At 57.7% G+C, this 21,113-nt stretch carries 17 protein-coding genes; 9 read left to right on the top strand and 8 right to left on the bottom strand.

The window, feature by feature from the left end:
• The first annotated feature begins 78 nt into the window (after positions 1-78).
• The 6 genes from ABSG47_RS08415 (at position 79) to ABSG47_RS08390 (ending at position 3,371) form a co-directional block, all read left to right on the top strand.
• Positions 79-354 (top strand): BrnT family toxin, encoded by a 276-nt coding sequence (locus tag ABSG47_RS08415; RefSeq protein ID WP_424168796.1) that lies wholly within the window; start codon positions 79-81, stop codon positions 352-354.
• Entirely contained in the window at positions 326-505 is a 180-nt protein-coding gene (locus tag ABSG47_RS08410; RefSeq protein WP_424168794.1) for a hypothetical protein, read from the top strand. Before ABSG47_RS08415 ends, ABSG47_RS08410 begins: the two co-directional genes overlap by 29 nt.
• A 29-nt stretch (positions 506-534) precedes the next feature.
• The gene (gene asnS / locus ABSG47_RS08405; RefSeq protein WP_424168792.1) at positions 535-1,890 is read left to right on the top strand and encodes an asparagine--tRNA ligase; all 1,356 of its coding nucleotides are present in this window, start codon (positions 535-537) and stop codon (positions 1,888-1,890) included.
• 113 nt (positions 1,891-2,003) lie between these two features.
• Complete coding sequence (locus tag ABSG47_RS08400; RefSeq protein ID WP_424168790.1) at positions 2,004-2,591, top strand: DUF1697 domain-containing protein; 588 nt, start codon at positions 2,004-2,006, stop codon at positions 2,589-2,591.
• Between the two features lie 43 nt (positions 2,592-2,634).
• A complete protein-coding gene (locus ABSG47_RS08395; RefSeq protein ID WP_424168788.1) occupies positions 2,635-2,988 on the top strand; it encodes a type II toxin-antitoxin system Phd/YefM family antitoxin in 354 nt (117 codons plus the stop codon).
• Positions 2,985-3,371, top strand: a complete 387-nt coding sequence (locus ABSG47_RS08390) for a type II toxin-antitoxin system VapC family toxin (RefSeq protein ID WP_424168786.1) — start codon at positions 2,985-2,987, stop codon at positions 3,369-3,371. The genes ABSG47_RS08395 and ABSG47_RS08390 overlap by 4 nt, the downstream gene beginning before the upstream one ends.
• A 68-nt stretch (positions 3,372-3,439) precedes the next feature.
• Here the strand turns inward: ABSG47_RS08390 and ABSG47_RS08385 are convergent, their stop codons facing one another.
• Both ABSG47_RS08385 and ABSG47_RS08380 read right to left on the bottom strand, forming a co-directional pair.
• Complete coding sequence (locus ABSG47_RS08385) at positions 3,440-6,928, bottom strand: TonB-dependent receptor domain-containing protein (protein WP_424168784.1); 3,489 nt, start codon at positions 6,926-6,928, stop codon at positions 3,440-3,442.
• A 394-nt stretch (positions 6,929-7,322) separates the two neighbouring features.
• Positions 7,323-8,651 carry a sugar MFS transporter gene (locus ABSG47_RS08380; RefSeq protein ID WP_424168782.1) on the bottom strand — a complete coding sequence of 443 codons (1,329 nt, stop codon included), beginning with the start codon at positions 8,649-8,651 and terminating at the stop codon, positions 7,323-7,325.
• A gap of 412 nt (positions 8,652-9,063) precedes the next feature.
• Here ABSG47_RS08380 and ABSG47_RS08375 point away from each other — a divergent pair, with 412 nt between their 5' ends.
• Together ABSG47_RS08375 and ABSG47_RS08370 are read left to right on the top strand one after the other, a co-directional pair.
• The gene (locus ABSG47_RS08375) at positions 9,064-10,275 is read left to right on the top strand and encodes a VIT1/CCC1 transporter family protein (protein WP_424168780.1); all 1,212 of its coding nucleotides are present in this window, start codon (positions 9,064-9,066) and stop codon (positions 10,273-10,275) included.
• Between the two features lie 82 nt (positions 10,276-10,357).
• Positions 10,358-11,278 carry a hypothetical protein gene (locus ABSG47_RS08370; RefSeq protein WP_424168778.1) on the top strand — a complete coding sequence of 307 codons (921 nt, stop codon included), beginning with the start codon at positions 10,358-10,360 and terminating at the stop codon, positions 11,276-11,278.
• Between the two features lie 121 nt (positions 11,279-11,399).
• On the opposite strand, the gene hemG is transcribed toward ABSG47_RS08370, so the two are convergent.
• The 4 genes from hemG to ABSG47_RS08350 all read right to left on the bottom strand — a co-directional run bounded on the left by hemG (position 11,400) and on the right by ABSG47_RS08350 (position 16,320).
• The gene (gene hemG, locus ABSG47_RS08365; RefSeq protein WP_424168776.1) at positions 11,400-12,794 is read right to left on the bottom strand and encodes a protoporphyrinogen oxidase; all 1,395 of its coding nucleotides are present in this window, start codon (positions 12,792-12,794) and stop codon (positions 11,400-11,402) included.
• A gap of 115 nt (positions 12,795-12,909) precedes the next feature.
• Positions 12,910-14,430 (bottom strand): Do family serine endopeptidase, encoded by a 1,521-nt coding sequence (locus tag ABSG47_RS08360; protein ID WP_424168774.1) that lies wholly within the window; start codon positions 14,428-14,430, stop codon positions 12,910-12,912.
• Between the two features lie 130 nt (positions 14,431-14,560).
• Positions 14,561-15,898 carry a M56 family metallopeptidase gene (locus ABSG47_RS08355; RefSeq protein ID WP_424168772.1) on the bottom strand — a complete coding sequence of 446 codons (1,338 nt, stop codon included), beginning with the start codon at positions 15,896-15,898 and terminating at the stop codon, positions 14,561-14,563.
• Positions 15,895-16,320 carry a BlaI/MecI/CopY family transcriptional regulator gene (locus ABSG47_RS08350; protein ID WP_424168770.1) on the bottom strand — a complete coding sequence of 142 codons (426 nt, stop codon included), beginning with the start codon at positions 16,318-16,320 and terminating at the stop codon, positions 15,895-15,897. The genes ABSG47_RS08355 and ABSG47_RS08350 overlap by 4 nt, the downstream gene beginning before the upstream one ends.
• A gap of 648 nt (positions 16,321-16,968) precedes the next feature.
• Here ABSG47_RS08350 and ABSG47_RS08345 point away from each other — a divergent pair.
• Positions 16,969-18,072 carry a NotI family restriction endonuclease gene (locus ABSG47_RS08345; protein ID WP_424168768.1) on the top strand — a complete coding sequence of 368 codons (1,104 nt, stop codon included), beginning with the start codon at positions 16,969-16,971 and terminating at the stop codon, positions 18,070-18,072.
• On the opposite strand, the gene ABSG47_RS08340 is transcribed toward ABSG47_RS08345, so the two are convergent.
• Positions 18,059-19,081, bottom strand: a complete 1,023-nt coding sequence (locus tag ABSG47_RS08340) for a DNA adenine methylase (protein WP_424168766.1) — start codon at positions 19,079-19,081, stop codon at positions 18,059-18,061. The two genes, ABSG47_RS08345 and ABSG47_RS08340, sit on opposite strands and share 14 nt — an antisense overlap.
• 292 nt (positions 19,082-19,373) lie before the next feature.
• Complete coding sequence (locus ABSG47_RS08335; protein WP_424168826.1) at positions 19,374-20,468, bottom strand: ISAs1 family transposase; 1,095 nt, start codon at positions 20,466-20,468, stop codon at positions 19,374-19,376.
• Positions 20,469-21,113: the final 645 nt, after the last annotated feature.

Here is a 21,113-nt window from a genome sequence, read left to right as displayed (position 1 = left end):
CGATAAATCAGGCCACCAGGATGCAGCCAGTCTCCAAAGTCACACAGCATCGACGTATTTGAAGGTAAAATCTATTGAGTGGAAATTACGTTTGATCCACACAAAAGTGATCGGAATCGCAAAGAACGCAGGCTGGGTTTTGAGCAGGCTGCCGATTTTGATTTTGTCTCGGCAACTTACGAAGCCGAGTTTCGTAATGGAGAACATCGCATTGTTGCGGCAGGCTATCTGAACAGGCGATTGCACATTCTTTGCTTTACACCCAAACCACGTGGAATCCGAGTGATCAGCTTCCGCAGGGCAAACGATCGGGAGGCACGCAAATATGGCAAACCGAAAACCATTGACGAATGACAACGGCGAAGTGCGTGAGCTGACGGAAAAGGACTTCGCGGAGTTTAAGCCGTTTGCCGCGCTGCCTGCAGAATTGCAGAAGCTGCTGCAGGAATCAAAGCAGATTACGCCCGAGGCGACAAGCGCGCCAAACAAACAGTCCGCAGCGTAATCCAATAAATTGCAAGCCAAGAGTATTCCATGTCTGAAGAAATCGTTTTGAAATCGGAAGAAACCGCCCCCGTAGCCACCATCTCCACCCTCGGCAAGCACGAAGGCCAGTCCGTCACCCTCAAAGGCTGGCTCTACAACCTGCGCGAAAGCGGCAAGCTGCTCTTCCCCATCTTTCGCGACGGCACCGGAACCGTGCAGGGCGTCGCCCACGTAAAATCCGTACCCGCTGAGGTCTTCGAGACCCTCAAAGGCCTCACGCAGGAGTCCAGCGTCATCGTCACCGGCCGCGTCCGTGCCGACAAGCGCGCCCCCGGCGGCTATGAGCTCGACGTCGAAAACATCCAGGTCATCCAGCGCGTTCCCGAGTCCGACCCATTCCCCATCAGCCTCAAGGAGCACGGCGTCGAGTTCCTCATGGAGCATCGCCATCTCTGGGTCCGCACACCGCGCCAGTCCGCCATACTCCGCATCCGCGCGGAGATCATGCGCGCCGCCGCCGAATACTTTGACCAGAACGGCTTCATCCGCACCGATCCGCCCATCCTCACCCCCGCGGCCTGCGAAGGCACATCCACGCTCTTTCCCGTCGATTACTTCGGCGATCCGGCCTTCCTCACGCAATCCGGCCAGCTTTACATCGAGTCCACCGCGCTCGCCCTCGGCAAGGTCTACAGCTTCGGCCCGACGTTCCGCGCTGAAAAATCCAAGACCCGCCGCCACCTCACCGAGTTCTGGATGGTCGAGCCCGAAGTCGCCTTCTGCGATCTCAACGACCTCATGCAGCTCGCCGAGAACTACCTCTCGCACATCGTGCAGAGCGTCGTAAAGAACCGCGCGCCGGAACTGGAAGTCATCGGCCGCGACATTGAAAAGCTCAAAGCCATCGTCCCGCCCTTCCCTCGCCTGCGCTATGACGAAGCAGCAAAGATGCTCAACGAAGCCCACGCCAAAGGCGAGCTCGAACACGCCTTCGAGTACGGCAACGACTTCGGCTCACCCGATGAAACCTGGCTCACCAAGCAGTTCGACAAGCCCGTCATGGTCCATCGCTACCCCGCTGCAGTCAAAGCCTTCTACATGGAGCCGGACCCCGAAGACCCAACCTACGCGCTATGCCTCGATGTACTCGCTCCCGAGGGCTACGGCGAAGTCATCGGCGGCTCGCAGCGCGTCTCCAGCTACGACCTGCTCAAGAGCCGCATTGAAGCCCACAACCTGCCCCTCGAATCTTTCCAGTGGTATCTCGACCTGCGCCGCTACGGCAGCGTCCCGCACGCGGGCTTCGGCATGGGCATTGAGCGCGTAGTTGCATGGGTCTGCGGCCTCGATCACGTCCGCGAAACCATCCCCTTCGCCCGCACCCTCCACCGCATCTATCCGTAGCGAAGTTGGTAGGCCGGGGATTTATCCCCGGCAATAATTCACGCGAAATAGGTTGGGCCTTCAGGCCCTGAGGTATGCTTTTCACTTGAGTTCTACCTCTGCGCATCCACGCCATGCATCATGATCTTAGTGGTCCCATGCCCACCTACGTCGTCCTCCTTCGCGCAGTCAATGTCGGCGGAACAGGCAAACTCCCCATGGCCGACTTCCGCGCACTCCTAGAAAAGCTCGGCTACAAGCGCGTAGAAACCTACATCCAGAGCGGCAACGCCGTCTTTGAAACCAGCGCCAAACCTGAAAAAATAGTCTCCGACATCACCAAAGCGCTCGAAAAACACCTGGGCGCTCCCGCCGGCGTAATCGTCCGCACCACCGATCAGCTTAAGCGCCTCATCGACTCCAATCCTTACGCCACCGCAGCCGCAGCCAACGGCGCCCTGGTACACGCCGCCTTTCTCGCCGGCCCCGCTGGTAAAGACGCGGAAGCGGCCCTCGCCGCGATCGTCACCAAATACCCAGGCCGCCGCGACCGCTACACTCTCAACCACGACGCAGTCTACTTCCATTTCCCTGACGGAGCCGGCGAAACCAGGTTCACCGGAAAGACGCTCGACAAAGCCATCGGCGTCATCGGTACCGGACGCAACTGGAACACAATACTCAAGCTCTACGAGATGGCGAAAGGTCGCGAAAATAGTTAGCTTAGCTAAGTCTAGCTAAGCTAACCCATGCTACACTTCCCGCATGGAAGTCAACATCCATCGCGCCAAGACAAACCTCTCGCAGCTCATTCTCAAAGCGGAGGCAGGTGAAGAGGTCGTCATCGCCCGCGCCGGCAAGCCCGTCGTGCGCCTCGTACCGGTAGATCTTCAGGTTCCATCTGGCAGAATTGCGGAACGGGATGCCGCGAAGCAAATGCTCAAGAATTCACTTAAAATTTCTCCCGATTTCTTCGACCCAAAGCTCGACGAAGAAATTGCAAAGTCATTCAATGAAAGTCCACTGCTCTACACAGAGGAAATGGTAAGCCAGGAGAAAGCTGCCAGGAAGTCGCGCAAGCGCAAAAAATCGCACAAAAATGGAGTGCACAAGCGGTGACAGTCCTTATTGATACGCATGCGCTTCTGTGGTGGATCTTCGACGACCGAAGAATCTCCCGGCAAACTCAAAAGATGTTAGAAGACCGGGAAAGCAGGCGTTGGGTCAGCCACGTCTCGCTCTGGGAAATTGCAATCAAAATGAGTTTAGGAAAACTTAGCACAAATGGGTTGAGCATCGACGAGATCGCAGATCTTCTCCAAAAGCTCGATTTCTCGCTTTTGCCCGTTAGCCTTGAGCACATCTCCCGCCTCGCGCACCTCGATCACCTCCACGGCGATCCTTTCGACCGCATGTTGATCGCTCAAGCGCAGGAACTCGGTGTCCCCCTGCTAACCAACGACGCAAAAATCAAGCAATACCCCGTCAAAACCATCTGGTAAGCATTCACGCACAACAAAAATGCGGCGGCCTTTTCGGGCCGCCGCATTCATTTGCTCTTGCGTGTTGTCTAGAAATCGAACTTCATGCCCAGCTGCACCTGACGCTGGCTGTACACAAAGGTGGAATCCGCGTTGGTGATTGCGCCAAAGCCCGACTGGCCGGTAAGGCCTGTAGTGCCGGCAACAAACGGCTGATAGCTCAGCTTGCAGGCCTCTGCAGTGCCAGAAGCCGCGCAGCTGCCGATCGAGTAAGCCGTCGAGTTCACGCTCGTCACGTTCAGATGGTTGGCCAGGTTGAATGCCTCCGCCACCAGTTCCAGGTTGAATCGTTCGGTTAAGTGAATGTCCTTCTGCAGCCGCACATCGAGATCGAGTGTCGTCGGTTGCTGAACGCCATCGCGCCCAAGCTGCAGCAGGTAACCGGAGCTGCCCGAACCCGTGACTCCAGAGCTGTACGCGCCGGTAATCGTGCCGCTCACGCCAGCCGAGTACGGCAGACCGTTCTGAACCTGCAGCACCGGGTTCAGGTGCCAGCCGTCTTCAAGATACTTCTGCCAGCCATGGTGGCCACCCGGATACTGCAGCAGCGCCCAGCCCACAAAGCGGTTCGGCACGTTGTAGGCCGAGTTTCCGTAGTTGGCCCGAGCGTTACCGTTCGGATCCCACCAGTTGTTCGTGCTCGGTGAGGTCGACTGGTTCTGGTTGTAGTCCAGCGCGTGGCTCCACGTGTAGTTCACGTCGAACTGCGCATACCGGTTGCCGCGGTTCTGAAACTCCACCACCGCCGCATGATAGTTGGAGTTGATGTTGCTCGCCACCTCGGTGATGCTGCCGTAGTGGGAGGTATTCAATGTCTTGGTGTAGAAGGGCGTTGAAATCTGCGTTCCGCAGGCCAGCGGTCCGCACGATCCACCTGTTGTTGCAGGCGCAATCGTCAGCACACCCTCCTTCATGGCGGAAGGATTCAGGTTAATGTTCAGGAAGTTCGGCAGCTCACGGCCCAACGCTCCCATGTAGTTCATCGTCAGGTAGTTTCCATGACCGAATTCGCGCTGCACGCTGAAGTCGAACTCATGAACCTGCGGATTCTGGAAGTTCTTGGCAAAGAAGTCCACGCTCGGCGTGGAGTACGAGCCGTTGTTGGGAATGACCTGTGGGAATGCCGGCGCCGTCGTTCCGTTCGGAATCTCGCCGAAAATGCCCGGAATCGTGTACTGGCCGTTGGCGCTGCCCGCAGCTTCGTATGCGTTCAGAACCACGCCGTTCAGGATGCGTCCGTAGTACAGCCCATAGCCGGCGCGCACCACCGTGTGGCCCGTCCCATAAGGATCCCATGAAAGACCAACGCGAGGACCAAAGTTGTTCCTGTCGTCCGGCTTGTTGCCGATTTGAGCCGCGGCATAGGGAAACGTCGTCGTCAGCAGTGAAGTGCTGATCAGCGACGGATACGGCGGAGGTACATGCTCGTAGTCGTAGCGCAGACCAAGGTTCAGCGTCAGGCGCGGCGTGATCTTCCAGTCGTCCTGGCCAAAGAATCCATAGTCAATCGTGGTGATAGAGAAGACCGGCGTTCCCAGCCCCTGGGTGTAGTTGTAGTAGCAGGCATACTTGCCCAGGCCATATTCCGTTCCGCCGGAGTCGCAGGTACCGTTCGGCTTCAGGATGTCGGCAAAGAAATCGCCGAAGGTTGTATATGTGTAAACGCCGTTCGACTCGAAGAGGTTGTTGATCTCGTCCGAGTTGCGCAGGAGATCAAAGCCAAACTTGAAGGTGTGATTGTGATGCGTCCAGTAGCCGGTGTCGCCCACCTGGTCTTTCCACTCAGCGGGATACGCAGTGCGGAAAGAGTAGTACGGCATGCCGCCGGTGAAACCATCGTTGGTAGTGGGAGAGCTGCTGGAGGTCGAGTATGGAGTGCCGTCAATACCAAGCTGCACCGGTGTACCCGTGTTGTTGTTCAGATACGCACTGGTAAAGCTCGAAAAGGGCTGCTCGCCTTCATCGTTCAATTCCTTGCCATACTGGAAGCGGAACTGGTTGGTCAGCGAAGGGCTGATGATCCAGTCCAGCTTGGCCATGCCATAGTCCAGCTTCACAAAGTCCGTGCCGAAGGCGTCAATCGAGTAGTTGTTCGAGGTCTCCGTCTGCACGCCGCCCGGTGAATCCCAGCGCAGCCGGTGATACAGGAAGCTCGCATGCAGCTTGTCGTTGATCTGCCAGTCCAGCTTCGGTGTATTCAGCACTTCGTCGCCGGTACGCGGTGTGGTGCCGGTGTCGTCCAACAGGCCGGGACTCGTCAGACCTGTAATGCTTGAAACCGCCGAACCGAACAGAAGCTGGTCATAATTGGCTGCCGCCGTGGCGTAGTTGCCGCCAAAGACGCGATACGCAAGCACGCAGGCGTTATAGTCGCCATTGCTGGGCGAGCTGCCTTCTGCGGGTGTGAATGTTGCTTTGGTCGAGGTCGCACTGCAGGAGCCGTTGCCATTCAGCGACAGGTCTGCCCACTGATTGAAGAAAGCGCTCGGCGTTGCCGGCTTGGATACGCCGGGAAAGTTCCGGCGGTACTGGTCGTATGCATAGAACCAGAAAAGCTTGTTCTTGATCAGCGGACCGCCCGCGCCAAAGCCCCAGCGCTTGCGCCAGTCCTTTGGTTGGAAGGGCACGCCGGTCTCGATGTTCGGTGTGCCGCCGGCAGCAGGCTCCGTCACGCTGGTAAAGGTGGTGAACGGGTTAATCGCGCCCCAGTCGTTATCGCGGTCCAGAAAATACGCCTGTCCGTGAATCTTGTTTGTTCCGCTCTTGGTCACCGAGTTGATCACGCCGCCCGCCGCGCGGCCATATTCCGCCGAGTAAACGCCCGTGTTCACCTGGAACTCGGCAATACCGATCTGCGAGGTCGAGTAGCCTTCGCGCGTACGTCCGCGCTCTTCTGAGAAGAACGCCTGGTTGTCGTCCGCGCCGTCAATCTCAACGTTATTCAAAAGCGGGCTGATGCCGCGGAACGCGATCAAGCCGAAACCGTTCGAGTCCGAAAGCGCGCCCGGCGTCAGCAGTGCCAGGTCGCTCCAGCGTCCGCCGTTCAGCGGCAGATCGAGGATTTCCTTCGAGGTCATCGTGCTCGAAAGCTCCGGCGACTCGAATTGCAGAACCGGGGATTCGCCCGAAACCTGCACCGATTCCACCGCCGAGCCGGTCTTCAGCTCCGGATGTAGTTCCGTCAGCGAACCCACCGTTACCGCCACGCCGGTGGCCTTGTACTCTCCAAAGCCGCTCGCCGAGATGATCACCGTGTAAGTTCCCGGCGTCACCAGCGGAGCCTTGAAGTAGCCGCTCGAATCGCTGACCAGCTTGAATTCGGCATTCGTATCGTTGTTGTGCAGCGTGACTGCTGCGGAAGAAATGATTGCGCCGGTGGGATCTGTCACCGTGCCGGCAATCGCGCCTTCTGTAGTGCTCTGCGCGCGCAAAGCGGCGGGCGCGGAAAGTATCCCCACTAACCCGGCACCAAGCAGCGCGAAGCAGAAAGCGCGCTGAAGAATCGTGGAAAATTTCATAAAATGGCTCTCCTTGAAAGATGCGGATGCACATGCGATCCGCGTAAGAGGGGCCCCAAACAAGCCCTGACTTCATAGATGGCTGGCGCGCCGCTGGATGCGGCTGCGTTACCGTAGCTGTTACTGTTTCCTGCTGGAACAACACCTGCCTGCACAACAAAAAATCCCACTGAGAATCTGGATTCAGGCTCACTTGCGCAGAAATGTTCCTTATACGACCCTTACACACTCGGTTTACGGGAGTGTTAAAGATTCAGCCAGGTTTAAGGTGTCGAACCTCTCGGGATCACATTTGGCATCCCGGCAAACGTCAACGAAAGAGACGCATACAAATCGAAGCAAAAGAAAAGCCCTCCGGCATCTGCCGAAGGGCTCTTTCTTGAATTGCTGAAGTTTACGCCGTTACAGTCCGCACCGGCTTCGATCCCCACAGTCCGTAATACGCAATGAACAGGTAGCAAATCGCCGGAATAATCAGCGCATGCTGGATTCCGATCTTATCCGCCAGCGCTCCCAGCAGCAGCGGCACAATCGCGCCGCCCACCACCGCCGTCATAATCAGCCCCGATCCCTTGCTCGTCATCGGTCCCAGGCCGGCAATGCCCAGCGCAAAGATATTCGGGAACATGATCGAGTTAAAGAAGCCGCACAGCACAATCGCGATAATCGCCGCCCAGCCATGCGTAAACATGGAGACAAACACAAAGAACAGCGCCGCGAAGCCGAAGATACCCAGCAGCTTGCCCGCCTTTACTACCGTCAGCATCCACGAGCCCAGCAGGCGGCCAATCAGCGCGCCGAACCAGTAGGCTGCCACCAGCGTGGAGGCAAGAGCCACGCTCGTCCATGGACCAAGCATGTGTGTAATAAGCGTTCCAAACCCTCCAAGCTTCGTAAAGAAGGCAGCAATGCCCGAGCCATCGACGCCTTGGGAGAGGAAGTAATTAACGCTGATGGAGGCGAGACCAACTTCCACGCCCACATATAGGAAGATGCCCACTGCGCCCAGCACCGTATGACGGTAGCTCCAGATGCTGCGTGAGAGAACTGGATCTCCCTCTTTGCCAGGCCGGAACTCCTGCGTATTCTGCACGTGCGGCAGGCTCAGGAACATGACAATGACGCCGAGAATCAGCAGCGCGCCCGCAATCGCCAGGTATGGCCCACGAACCGTATTGGCTACCGCCGCCTTGCTCGAAAAGTCAGCAGTATCGGTAAGAATGTAGTGACCCGCAATGATCGGAGCAATCGTGCCGCCCAGCGAGTTCAGCGCCTGCGCCAGCGTCAGCCGCACCGGGGCCGAACTTTCCGGTCCAAGAATCGCCACGTATGGATTCGCCGCCGTCTGCAGCGTCGTTACACCCGCGCCCACCACAAAGATTGCGCCCAGAAACAGCGGAAAGCTCACCAGCTTCGCAGCCGGTACAAACAGCAGGCAGCCCGCCACCTGGATAAACAGCGAGGCCACCATCGTCTTCTTGTAGCCAATCGCCTGAATCAGCCGCGACGCCGGCGAGGAGAACACAAAGTAAGCCAGAAAAAACGCCGACTCCACCAGCATCGCCCAGCCAAATGGAAGGTCAAAAATCGCCTTCAGATGCGGCACCAGCGACATGTTCAGGTTCGTGATAAATCCGAAGATAAAGAACAGAACAGCAACCGTAATAAACGGTCCCGTATAGTTCGGCGCGCTCGCCGCCGGAGGTGTGGATCGCGTGGCCATGAGAGGCGGTTCCCGCTTTCGTCCAGATTTTTTCGAACAGATTTTCAGCTCTGCCGCTGACACACAAATGTAACAGCGCGTAGCCGCTAGTGAATAGAGGACGAAATATACACAACAGATCAGCTTGAGTTGTTTTGTATCAGGGCGCGGCTTCACGGCTTGCGGAAAAGCTCAAATCGGACCGGCTTTGTAACAGGGCACGAGTTTACTCGTGCCGTAACTATCGCAAAAACGTGTCTGGCCTTTAGGCCCTGTGAATGTTCGTTCACCAAATCTGCCTTTTTCCGCAACCTGTTTAGTCGTGCCAATAACACCGCACAATAGAACTGGGCTTCACCCCCGAGGGAAGTTTCCTTATCCCTCGGTCCCTTGCCCATTCCTGCTATCCTCGACTTTCACCAGAGGAGCGCGCGTGGCAACGGAAGCATTAACCGGCGTTCGCCTGAAGAAGGTCCTCGAAGCTCTCGAAGCCAACTGGCAGGCCGAGATGGCCGGCTACCACACCTACAAAACCATCGCCGACCGCGACACCGACCCCGTCCGCGCCCAGGTTCTGCGCCATCTCGCCGCCGCTGAGCTGGAGCACGCCGCACTCTGGCAGCAGCGCATCCAGCAGCTCGGCGGTCCCGATCCCGTCTATAAAGGTGGGCCCAGCGGCGACGCAGGCTCGCTCAGAAGCGCCATCGGCGGAATCCCCATGTCGCTCCGCCGCCTTGAAATCGACGAAAGCCGTCACATCGCCAACTACGGCACCCAGCTCAAGCAGCTCGGCGACGAAGATTCCGTCGAAATCCTCCATCACGTCATCGAAGACGAAAAACAGCATCACCGCGAGCTGGGCTCGCTCCTGCGCGGCCATCACGCCCGCTCCGTCGTCGGCGCGCATAAGGTCGATCCCAAAGCCGTCCTCGAAGAGATGCTCGCCAAGCGCGACAAGGGCCGCCGCCAGCCCGGCTCATGGATTGGTGACGCCATTTACGGCGTCAATGACGGCCTCGGAGCCATCTTCGGCATCGTCTCCAGCGTCTCCGGCGCCACTGCGGGCGAAAGCAAGTATGTTCTCCTCGCAGGTCTCTCCGGCATGATCGCATCCGCGCTCTCCATGGGCTCCGGCGCGTATCTCGCCGCCAAAAGCACGCGCGAAATCTACGAAGCGGAAGTCGCCCGCGAACGCGAAGCCGTCCGTATGAACCCCGCCGAAGCCCGCGAGCTGCTCGGTCTCTACTACCAGGTCAAAGGCCTGCCCGAAGACGACGCCCTCCACGTAGCCGACCACATCGGCTCCGATCCCGATCAGATCGTCCGCGCCCTCGTCAGCGAGCGCCTCGGCTCCAGTGAAGAAGCGCTATCGAAGCCGATGGTCTCCGCGCTCTCCGGCGCGCTCTCCACCGCCGTCGGAGCCATCATCCCAGTCATCCCGTTCTTCTTCTTAAGCGGAGTCACAGCCATCATCGTGGCCGCCATCGTCTCGCTCATCGCGCACTTCGCAGTAGGCGCAGCCAAAAGCCTCATCACCGTCCGCTCCTGGTGGTCTTCAGGCTTAGAAATGACTCTCGTCGGCGCCATCGAAGGCGCAGTCACCTACGGCATAGGAATCCTGCTCGGCACCGCCGGCGGCCTGTAAGGCAAGCGCCCGGCTCGATGCTTGAAACAAATGCCATCCGCAACGTGTCAAATGAAGTATGCGCGCCCAGTGGACAAACAGCGTGACCTTCAGCATCGTGCTTTTGATGATGCTGGACTCAAAGGCTCCACTGCTTGCTGGCGAGCCGAAACACCAAGATAAATTTCTCCATGTCGAAGTACGAGTGCAGCTACCCCCTCCAGCACCGATTGGTTATCTGACACCTCCTGGAGAATCGGTTGTACATATAGCGCCAAAAGATTTTGTACTGACCCAGGGGGGACGGCGTTTTCCGGTTCAGGTTGTCTCACCAAGGTTGAGCGTGAAAATCGTGACCCAGCCTTACATTCCAACGCGTTTACTTGTGTACGTTGACGCGCAGACTGCAAATTCACCCGCTTTATTTTCTCCTATCCTTGCAGAACTCAAGTCTGTCTGGCCTCTGGGATGGCAGGTAGCAGTTGCTCAAATCGATGGAAAAGTATCTGCTTATGCTACAAACCCTGACCAGTTACGCCACAACTTCGCCGCGCTGGCCGGCTCTTCAGTTACGGCTAAGGCCGCGCTTCAGGAGATGCAATCGTTTCTCGGACGCCGAGTGGTGGTTTACGTGGGCGATACAAACCCAGACGGGGCAAATCTTCCTTATTGGGTGGGGCCAAAGGCTGAAGATGCCATGGCAGACCTCTTCATTGTGGACAATGGAAGATCCATCAGGCAGGTAGATGCAAGGGGTGAGTTGGCACCGTTGGCACGTGATGCTGCCCGCGGTGGAGGCGGCTACATGCCAGATCAGATGGGCATTGATAAATTATCCCTGCGCGGAGCGATACGGAAAGCTTTGCAGGCAGCTCCCAGCTACTACGACCTGCGCATACCCCTGCGTGGAATCGACCCGAATGCTCCGATTTCGTTGAAGGTTAACCGGGATCTGCCCATGATGATCATGACACAGGTGATTGGAACGGGTGTAACTCCTGATGTAACAGTCAATGTGAAATAAGTCATCTGCTGAGGACCTGGGATAACACGGAAGCTAACTGACAGAAGCGTGCGCCCCATCCATGCGCAGCTTTCCGCGCATGGGTTGGAAAGCACTCCCGCCAGTTCTCCCACTATCCAACTCAACCTAAAATCCCCCGCGCCGCCTTCCGTCCCAACCGAACACAATCCGAAATCCCAATCCCGTCATAAGCATTCCCCACCAGATGCAGTCCCGGCAGCGCATCCACATGCGCGCGAATCCGCTTCACCCGCTCCAGATGCCCCACCGCATACTGCGCCATCGCCCGCGGCCAGCGGCTCACCCGCGTCTGCTCCGGCTCAATCTGCAGCCCCGCCACGTGCGAGCCAAGAATCTCGCTCAACTCCCGCCGCGCCATCGCAATCAGCACCTCATCGGTCTGATCCAGCAGAGCCGCATTCCGCACACCGCCCAGAAACGCCCGCAAAACAGCCTTACCCGGTGCAATCCGCCCCAGAAACTTCCTGTGCGCAAAAGTGCAAGCCAGCATCGCCCGTCCCGCACTCGCCGGAACCAGAAACCCGAATCCCTCCGGCAGCGGCCCCAGCTTCGCCTCGTCATACATCAGGTTCACCGCAATCGACGACGAGTACGGAATCCCCGCCAGCTCTTCGCCAAGTTGCGCATCCACTGTCCGCAGCAGATCGGCAGCCACCCAGGCCGGTGTAGCCACAATCACCGCATCGAAAACTTCGCTTCCGGAATTTTGAGCCGAGGCGTCCGTCGTCACTTTCCAGCCATCGGCCACGCGCTCCAGCATCCGCACCGGCGTCTTCAACCGAATCGCCTCCGGCTTCAACTTCGCGGCCAGCGCATCGATCATCTGCTGCAGCCCGCCGCGCAGCGTCGTAAACGTTGGTCTCGCCCCGTCGCCAGTCGGCCTTCCCTTCATCACAGCCAGCATCGCCCGCGTTAGCGAGCCATACCTCGCCTCCATCTCCACCAGTTTCGGTAACACCGCCCGTGCGCTCAACTGGCTCGCCTCGCCGCCATAAATCCCGCTCAACAGCGGCCCAGCCAGCCGATCCACAACTTCCGCGCCGTAATGCCGTTCCACCATCGAAGCCACACTCTCATCCGCCTCGCCCTTACGCGGCGGATGCATCAGCTCCATTCCCATCCGAATCTTCGTTCCCAGTGAAAACAGCGGCGTCATCGCCGTCGGCATCAGCTTGGTCGGAATCAGAAACATCAGTCCATCCGGCAACGCAACCAGCCGCTTTCCCACCACAACCCAGGTCTTCCGGTGCGCATCATTCGACGGAATCAGCTCATCGCCCAGCCCCAGCTCACGGCAAAGCTCCGCCGCCGCGGGCTTCTCCGTTAGAAACGAATCCGGTCCATCCTCCAGCGCACTCCCAGCAACGGTGACGCTCGAAATCACGCCCCCCAGCCGGTTCCCAGCCTCAAAAAGCGCGTACTCCCCGCTGGCCCGCTCCAGCTCATACGCCGCCGCAAGCCCCGCAATTCCACCGCCAATGATCGCCGTCCGCATAGCCTGTTCTTGCCAGTCTATTGCAGGCTGTTCCGCACCCACCCCAAATCACAGCACAAAAAAGGACCGGAGCCTAAGCTCCGGTCCCTCGTCACTCGTCCTTCGTGACTCGTCCTTACTCTGCGTCCGGATGCACCGTCCGGTAGCTCGCATTCCCATGCGACCACACCAGCAACAGCACATCCTTTCCATCCGGAACCGCATGAATCTGGCTCAACGTTTCGCTGGCCGAAGCCACCGGCTTGCGATTCACCTCCACAATCACGTCTCCCGGCTGAATCGCCGCATCCTCCGCGGGGCTGCCCTGCCGCACATCCTCAACTACCGCGCCCTTTACCCGCGCCGGTATCTGGAACTGCTGCCGAACATCGTCGCTCAGGTCGCCCACCGAAACCCCAAGGCGTCCCTTGTTCTCAGCAGCGCCGCCTTCATTTGCAGCCTCTTCAGTCTTATCCTTGAAGGCTCCCACAGTCAGGCTCAGAGTCAGCGGCTTGCCATCGCGAACGACGTTCAGCTTCAATGCCTGTCCCGGCTGCATCTGGCTCACGGCCATCTGAAACGCGCTACCCGAATCCACCGTCTGCCCGTTTGCTTCCTTCACCACGTCGCCCTGTTTCAGCCCGCCGCTGCTCGCAGGGGAATCCGGCTGAACCTGCGCAATCAGCGCTCCTGACGCATCGGAAATGTTAAAGAACTGCGCATTCTCCGGCGTAATGTCATTCAAATTCACACCAAGGTATCCATGCTCAATCTTTCCGTGCGCAATCAACTGTTCCGAGACCGAGCGCACCATCTGCACAGGAATCGCAAATCCAGCCCCGGCAAACGAGCCGCTCTCGGAAACAATCGCCGTGTTGATGCCCACCAGCTCCCCATGTGCATTCACCAGCGCGCCGCCGGAGTTGCCCGGATTGATCGCAGCATCCGTCTGAATGTAACCACCCGGCTTCCGGCGATCCTGGTCTGCAAACGGATTCGGCCTATCAAGCGCGCTCACAATTCCGCGCGTAATCGTGCCGCTCAGTCCAAACGGGCTGCCAAACGCCAGCACCGTCTGTCCCGGCTTCAGCTTGCTGGAGTCGCCCCACGCAATCGCCGGCAGCTCCTTCGCATCTACCTTGATTACCGCCAGGTCGGTCAGCTTGTCCACTCCAATGACCTTCGCCGTCAGAATCCGACGGTCGTGCAGCGTCACCTTCACCTGCGTAGCGCCATCCACCACGTGATTATTCGTCACAATGTAGCCATCGGACGAAATAATCACGCCAGACCCGATCCCATGCTCAATCTGCGGTCCCTGCTGCTGCCCGCCCATGCCGCCAAAAAACCGCCGCAGCTCCGGCGGAATCTGCTGCATCTGTTCGTTGCCGCCGTCCTTCGCGTCCACCTTCGCCGTTACCGCCACGTTCACCACCGCTGGCGTCACACGCGAGCTCACAGCCTCCATCGCATGGTCCAGCGAAGTCAGCGCAGCCGTAGATTCTTCGTCCAGCGGCGCCACGCCGTTACCCGATGAGGCAAACACATTCCCGTGCCCCGCAAAAAGCACGGCGCCCAGAGCAAAAGCTCCCGCAATCGCCGCCGGAGCACCAAATCGCTTCACAATCGCAACTAAATGATTAGTTGATTCTCGCATGTTCGTTCACTCCCATGTTGTTGATCCTGCATTGTTTATTGAATCGTACGAGCGCCAGCCCGCACCATGAATATTCAAAAACTACTGAGCTTTAGCCGAGGGATCTATCTTGTCCCTTGTCCCTGCTCCATCAAATCTGCACAATCAGCCAGCCATTCGGCGTCGCTACAAAATAAACCGCCGGAACCACAGCCGCTGAAGGCTCCCTGCCTTCGCGCAGCATCGCCCAGATCACCCGCTGCTGCACGCCCAGGTCATTCCATTCCGTCATCACCAGCAAATCATTGCCACCCGGAGCCTTCTCCACCCGCTTCCGCAGACCGGCCAGCCTCAACTCCGGCTGCCACAGCACCGCGGCCTTCATCGGGTGCCCCACTCTCGCGGCGTCTTTGTTTTTGCCGCCAGGGTGGGAACGGCAAACCGTCCCCATCGCGTGCGCCTCAACCGGCATCGTCATCTTCACCAGATGAGCTTTCGCGCCATCCATTTCCACGCCCGGCGCCTCATTCAAAGCCATCTCCGCCTGCGCCACCGGAGCAAAGCTCACCATCTCCGGACTCCGCGCCAGCGCCAGCGCGCCCACCAGGCTCGCCGCCATCACAGTACCCGTCACGCCAATAGCCAGTGGCCGTCCCAGCGTCCGCTCGCCGCGCAAAATCCGCTCCACGCGCCGAACCAGCTCAGGCCGCTTCTCCCACGCGCCCAGCGCCAGGCTCATCCCGCGCTGCAGCATTGCATGTTCGGCCAGGTGCGCCAGGCACATCGCGTATGCCTTGCGCCCATTGCCCGCCTCCAGCACGCGATCGTCGCAGGCCAGCTCGCGCTCCGCGCACAGTTGCCGCTCCACCCACGCCAGTGCCGGATTCAGCGGAAACACCACCAGCGCCAGCTTCTGCAGCAGGTTCGTCCAGTCATCCGCGCGCCGCAGGTGCTCCACTTCATGAATCAGAACCTGCTTCAGCTCCGCTTCAGGCAGGCTCTCCATCAGCTTGACCGGAATCAGAATCTTTGGCCGAAAGAACCCAATCACGCTCGGCCTGGCAATCTCATCGGAAACGCACAGCCGCACCCGCCTGCCCGCCACCGTCTCGCTGAACCCAGCTCCCGCGGGCAGCTCCATCGCCCGCCCGGCCAGCCGCCGCAAATGCGCCACGCCAACGCCAAGCTGAACCGCCCTCGCCAGCGAAAGCGCCATCCACAGCCCCAGCACCGCATAGCCCCACCGCACATCCAGATGCGCCACCGGAGCTGCAACCGCGTCAGCAGGTCTCGCAATCAACGGTGCTACTTGCAACCCGATCAGCAGCGCAAAAACGCCCAGCCACACCGTGCTCCGCGCCGCCGCGCTCAGCCGCGGAAAAGCCCGCAGCACAGCCCACGTCAGCCCCGCCAGCACGGCTCCCTCCCATAAAGCGGAAACCAGCGCTGAAGCCGCAACCGGACCCAAAGCAGTGAGCCAATCGTTCATCGCCGCACTCTCATTCTGTCTGCCATTCCGCTCACCTGGTCGTCCTCCTGCGTCGCGGCAATCCGCTCCTTCAGCCGCTTCAGCTCATCGGCAGTCAACTCGTCATCCCCTAACAGCGATAACACCAGCCGCTCCCGCGAGTTGCCAAAGAACCGCTCCAGCACATGCCGAATCTCGCTCCGGCTCGCCTCATCCTCCGCCACGCACGGCGAGTAGAGAAACGCCCGCCCATGCTGCCGGTGCGTCACATACCCCTTCTGCTCCAGAATCCGCACCGTCGTCAGCACAGAGGTATAGGCAAGGGGGCTTTCATCCGCGGCAGCCGCGGCAATATCGGCAACCGCCGACTCCCCGCGCGTCCACAGAATCTTCATCAGCCTCAGTTCGGCCGGCGTCAACGTATTCGATGGCTTCGGAGGCATTGCCTGAAAACTCCTTCTGCAGGGTTAGACGACACAACTAAAGAATTAGTTACCACAATCCGGCGAATCCACGCAATAAAACCTGGAAAGTATCCGAGCAAGGCAAGTCAGCATCGAGCCGCAGGGAGCAGAAGCCTTCAGGTCCTGACAACAAGCGAGATGAGAAAGAGAGGCTTCACAGGCTGCGGAAAAACTCAAATTGGACCGGTTTTGTAAGAGGGCGCGAGTTCACTCGTGCCCAGCCTGATGAAAGACCCCATCTTCGCTTTTCCGGAGGGAGCGTGAGGCTTCAGCCTCACCAATAAGGTCAATGCATTCAAGAGGGCCTCAGCCCCGGACTTTTCCTTAAAACCGCCTGACTGACTTTGTCCGCAATCTGGGCACAGCCTTTCGCCATGCCACAAAATGCTCAGGAAAACGGGGGCTTTAGGCAGCGTCTGACAAATCTGGCCGGACCGGTTTTGTAACAGGGCACAACTTCAGTCGAAAATGTCCGAAAAACGATGGGGCTTTAGCCCCTGCGGGATGTCTATTCACTCAAACTGATCCACTACATCTGACGCGGCCTCGATCCTCGCAAAATCGTGCCATAGTCTCCTTAGATTCAATTCCATCCGCTTCGAAATCTACTTTTTACGAAACTTGAACGTGAGAGATTTCTTTGCGCTTGGCGCGGCAGAGCGCGACTATTATTGGGAAATGCCCGCCACAGCTCGGAAAACCAAGAAGCCCCGCCCAGTTGCGCCAAGGTACAGCGTCGCGGAATGGTACGGGAAAGACATTACCGGCATGACACCGGAAGAGCGCAAGAGCTGCGGCACACTAGCTGCAATGCAGATCAAAGCCGCGACCGGCGCAGCAACGAAAGCGCCTGTTTGCCCGTTCCTATCCACGCTCATTCCCAACGCGAAGTGCCACAAAAGAGGCGGCGTCTGCTCAATCAGAAAATATGCGCAGGGGGAACACGGGATCGGCGTAGCGGTAGAGGGCGACAAGATCGTTACTACTTGCCCGTCTCGATTCATTCAGGATATTGAAGAGGGCAAAAGCGTCTTTGTTTGGGTTTCAGAAAAAATGCTTGATATAGCCAATCCCACAATCGTGAAGGAAACACCATTTTTGCGAAAGTTATCCGAAGCTGCCGTCGCGGTGACGGAACTCGAGGTCAAGGATGATGACCAAGGCGATGACGAAGAGCACAAAGCCGGCCGGATCGATTGGATTGTGGTGAATCCCCACACAATGACGGCTACTGATTTGCAGTGGGCAGCTGTCGAGACACAGGCTCTCTACTTTTCTGGTGGAAAGATGATCGTGGAGTTTGATGCTTATGCAAAGGACCCTTCGCCTGTCCTGTTTCCGCTCGGCAAGCGAAGGCCCGACTATCGTAGCAGCGGCCCGAAACGGCTTTCACCGCAGCTAGATGTGAAGGTTCCAGTGTTGGTGAGTTGGGGCAAAAAAGTCGCGGTCGTCATCGACAGGTTCTTCTACGAAAACATGAGCAGGCTGGATGAGGCGTATTCGGGAAGCAACGAAAAAGCCAAGCGCGACAACTCAACGGTTGTGTGGTTCATTGTGGATTATGGTGAAGACATGAAGCTTAAGGCCCATGCGGTTCGATACACCACATTGGAAAGCTCAAGGAAGGCGCTGAACGCAACAGAGCCCCTAGCCAAATCCAACTTCACAGACAACCTGAAGGCCGTTATCGGAAATGCGGCCAAAGCCAATAAGGCCTTCAAGGTTTCATAAGCAACAACTCGCGAATGATCGTATGGTGGGTGTTCTTCATTGGAATCTCAACCACACGAAATCCGTACTGCTTCGCCAGCCTGCGCACTTCCGGCGCATCGTCATAGGTCATCATCACAGAACCCTTTGCCTTTGCCATCAGCGCAAACAGCGCTTCATGGTCGATCTGACTGTGCGTATACAGTCGGCTCCCGGCTCTCTTGCCTCCGGCAGTATAGGGTGGGTCGATAAAAAAATAGGCGTTAGGGTCTTTGATGTAAAGTCGGATCACTTCAAACGCATCCTTGTGCTCAAACGTAATCTGATGCCGGAGAAAGCGCAGTGCCTCGATGCGTTTGACGAGCGTTTCTGGATACCAGCGGGAGAGCAAGCCCTTGCCATTTTCGCCAACTTTGGTCAGACCCGCGCCTTCGGCCATGATTCCGCCGCGCTGCATCCGATTCTTAACGATAGTGCGAAAGGCTAGTGCTCGGAGAGTATCGGGAGCGGAACCGATGATGTGCTTGACGTTAGTAAGCGTCACATCAAATTCAAGAATGTGTCTACACAGCCAGCTAACGTCCTCATCGGTTCCCTGGAAAATGATGGCCCATAGTGCCGCTACGTCGCCGTCAAGTTCACTTAGAAAAACATGGTCTGCCAAGTCCTCGCCTGCAACACTGAGGCCAACCATAGCGCCACCGGCAAAGGGCTCCACAAGCATAGACGGCCGATGCTTTGCCAGTACGAGCCAGTTGCGAATCTCCGGCACCAGCCAGGTCTTTCCACCGGGGTAGCGCAGTGGACTTAGTTGCCTAACCTGAGCCACGTTGATAGGCTTCGCGGCGCTCTGCATCGCCTCGGTGAACATCACCAGTTGCTTGCCTTTGTTTGGGTCGAGCAGAAAAGGCCGCAAGTCATCAAGGACTGACTTACATTCTTGATGGACAAGAATCGTTGACCGGAATACGCCTTGTGCTTTCAACCTGGAGATGCGTCGGTGCTGTCTTTCGAGGGCAGTAGCGTCCATTTATTACTCCGTGAACATTCACGCATTCTAGTGAACCCGCCTGTGGATTTCAATGCCGTGAATGTTCACGAATTCGTACTTTTATAAAAGGTGCCAATTCGGTAACTGCATCCCCATTCCTGCCCGCAGATGACCCATGTCGCTACTTGCAATTTCAGCCACCTGTAACCCGCAAAGCCCCGATCGGACGCGTCTCTGTTTTCTTAATCCCCATATCCCTTCGTCCCTCCTCCCATTACTAAAGTCCAATACCCTTTCGTACCGTCCCCCCCATCACCAGGGCAAACGCATTTCAAAACATCTGCAAGAGACTGTATAAGAAGCGGTCATCCCATCCGGCACGTTTGAATTTGCCGCGCAGGGAGCCTTTCGAGCCCTCTTTTTGCATGGCGTTGAGGACCATATGGCGCAGCACGGCCAGATTGTGCGCTCCATTTCCGGCGCGGGTTCGGTCCTGATCCTCATTCATCACCACATCCAATCGCCAGTGCAGGCTGTTTTCGATGCTCCAGTGTTGACGAACCACCTCATTGAATCGCTCCGGGGTTAGTTCCGAACTGAGCAGGTAGTAAGCCGTCTCGGTGGTGGTTTTCTCCGTCGTTTCGCGTCTCCGCTCCACCTTGCCGATGGCCTTCAGCCCTGGCCATTGGTGCTGATTGTCGAGCCAGCCTATCTCGGTGGAAACCGTCGCCGTGCGGGTCTCGATGCGGCCGTGATCGGCCTCCACCACAGGCGGCATCGTGGTGCGCGGCGCATCCGGATCGTTGAGTAGCAGCACCACATCGTCGTGCAATGTGCCTTGATTGCCCTTCAGCGCCAGTGCATAGTCCCCCTTCTGCTCCACGATCTGCTCGGCAATCGCGCGCTGGCAGTTCAGCGCGTCGGTGGTTACGATGGCGCCTTTAAGGCTCAGCATCTTGAGCAACTGGGGAACCGCCGTAATCTCGTTCGACTTGGCGTCGGTGGCGATCTGCCCGAGCACCAGCCGCTGCCGGCATCCCCAGGCCGAAACCATGTGCAGGGGTGACTTGCCACTGGCCCGATCAAACGAACGGCGCAACACCTTGCCGTCGATGGCCACCACACCCTGCAATTGCCCGGAGAACTGGCCCATGAACCGTTGAAACGACTCGCGAAACTGCTCTGGGGCAAGATCGCGAAACAAGCGATTGAAGGTGTCGTGGCTGGGAAGTCCATTGGCCAGCGTGAGAAAGCTGCGCAGAAAGGGCTCCTTGGCGCGGGCAAAAAGAGCCATGTCCGTGGGGCCTTGTCCGCCGCACAAAACACAACAGAGCGCGATAGCCAGTAATTCGTGAAAATCGTGCAGCCCCGCATTTCCGTGGCGAGGATCCTCAAGACCCTCCCAACATTCCGCAAACTGAGCCAAACTCTCCTGCGAAAACCTCGAAGTTGCCATATAAACAACTTCAAGCCCCCCAGAACACCTGAAAAGTACCTTCAAGAGTTCAACTGATTTTCAAATGTGTTTGCCCTGCCCCCATCAGATAGTTTGCATGCAATTAACCCCAAATATGCTTTACTCATAATGAGCCGAAAAAAGCCACGGCCCGAACCTTAACCGGTTCGGGCCGTTCCCTTTTCCGCACTATGGATGACACGAATGCACAGGAGGTAGGCCGGGGATTTATCCCTGGCAATAAGTCCAGCAGGACGGCTGGGGCTTTAGCCCCTGAGGTATGCTTTTCCAGCCTGAAGATCGAAACATATTTTTCTGGATTTTGGTAACCAAATCCATATAAATAAATGAAAATAATACGGTTAAAACCATGAAACAAGTTACATCCACTTTTCCAAAACTCACCTGCACAGTCCCGAAATAAAGATCGCATGAAGATTTCAGCCGCAAATCGGGCCACTTTCCGCAACTCGCAGAAACCAAACCACTTCCAAACCATGCATCCAGCACAGTTTCAGAATGAGGATGGCATAAAGATTTCTATAAGCACTGTGGAAACCGCCATAACCCACACAAAATGCACCGCTTCGGAATCAACCTTGCACAGGATAACTC

This window comes from Occallatibacter sp. (genome assembly GCF_049510455.1).
Taxonomy (GTDB): Bacteria; Acidobacteriota; Terriglobia; order Terriglobales; family Acidobacteriaceae; genus Telmatobacter.
The sequence above is the reverse complement of the archived record's forward strand: the minus strand, read 5'-3'. Positions and strand labels throughout refer to the sequence as shown.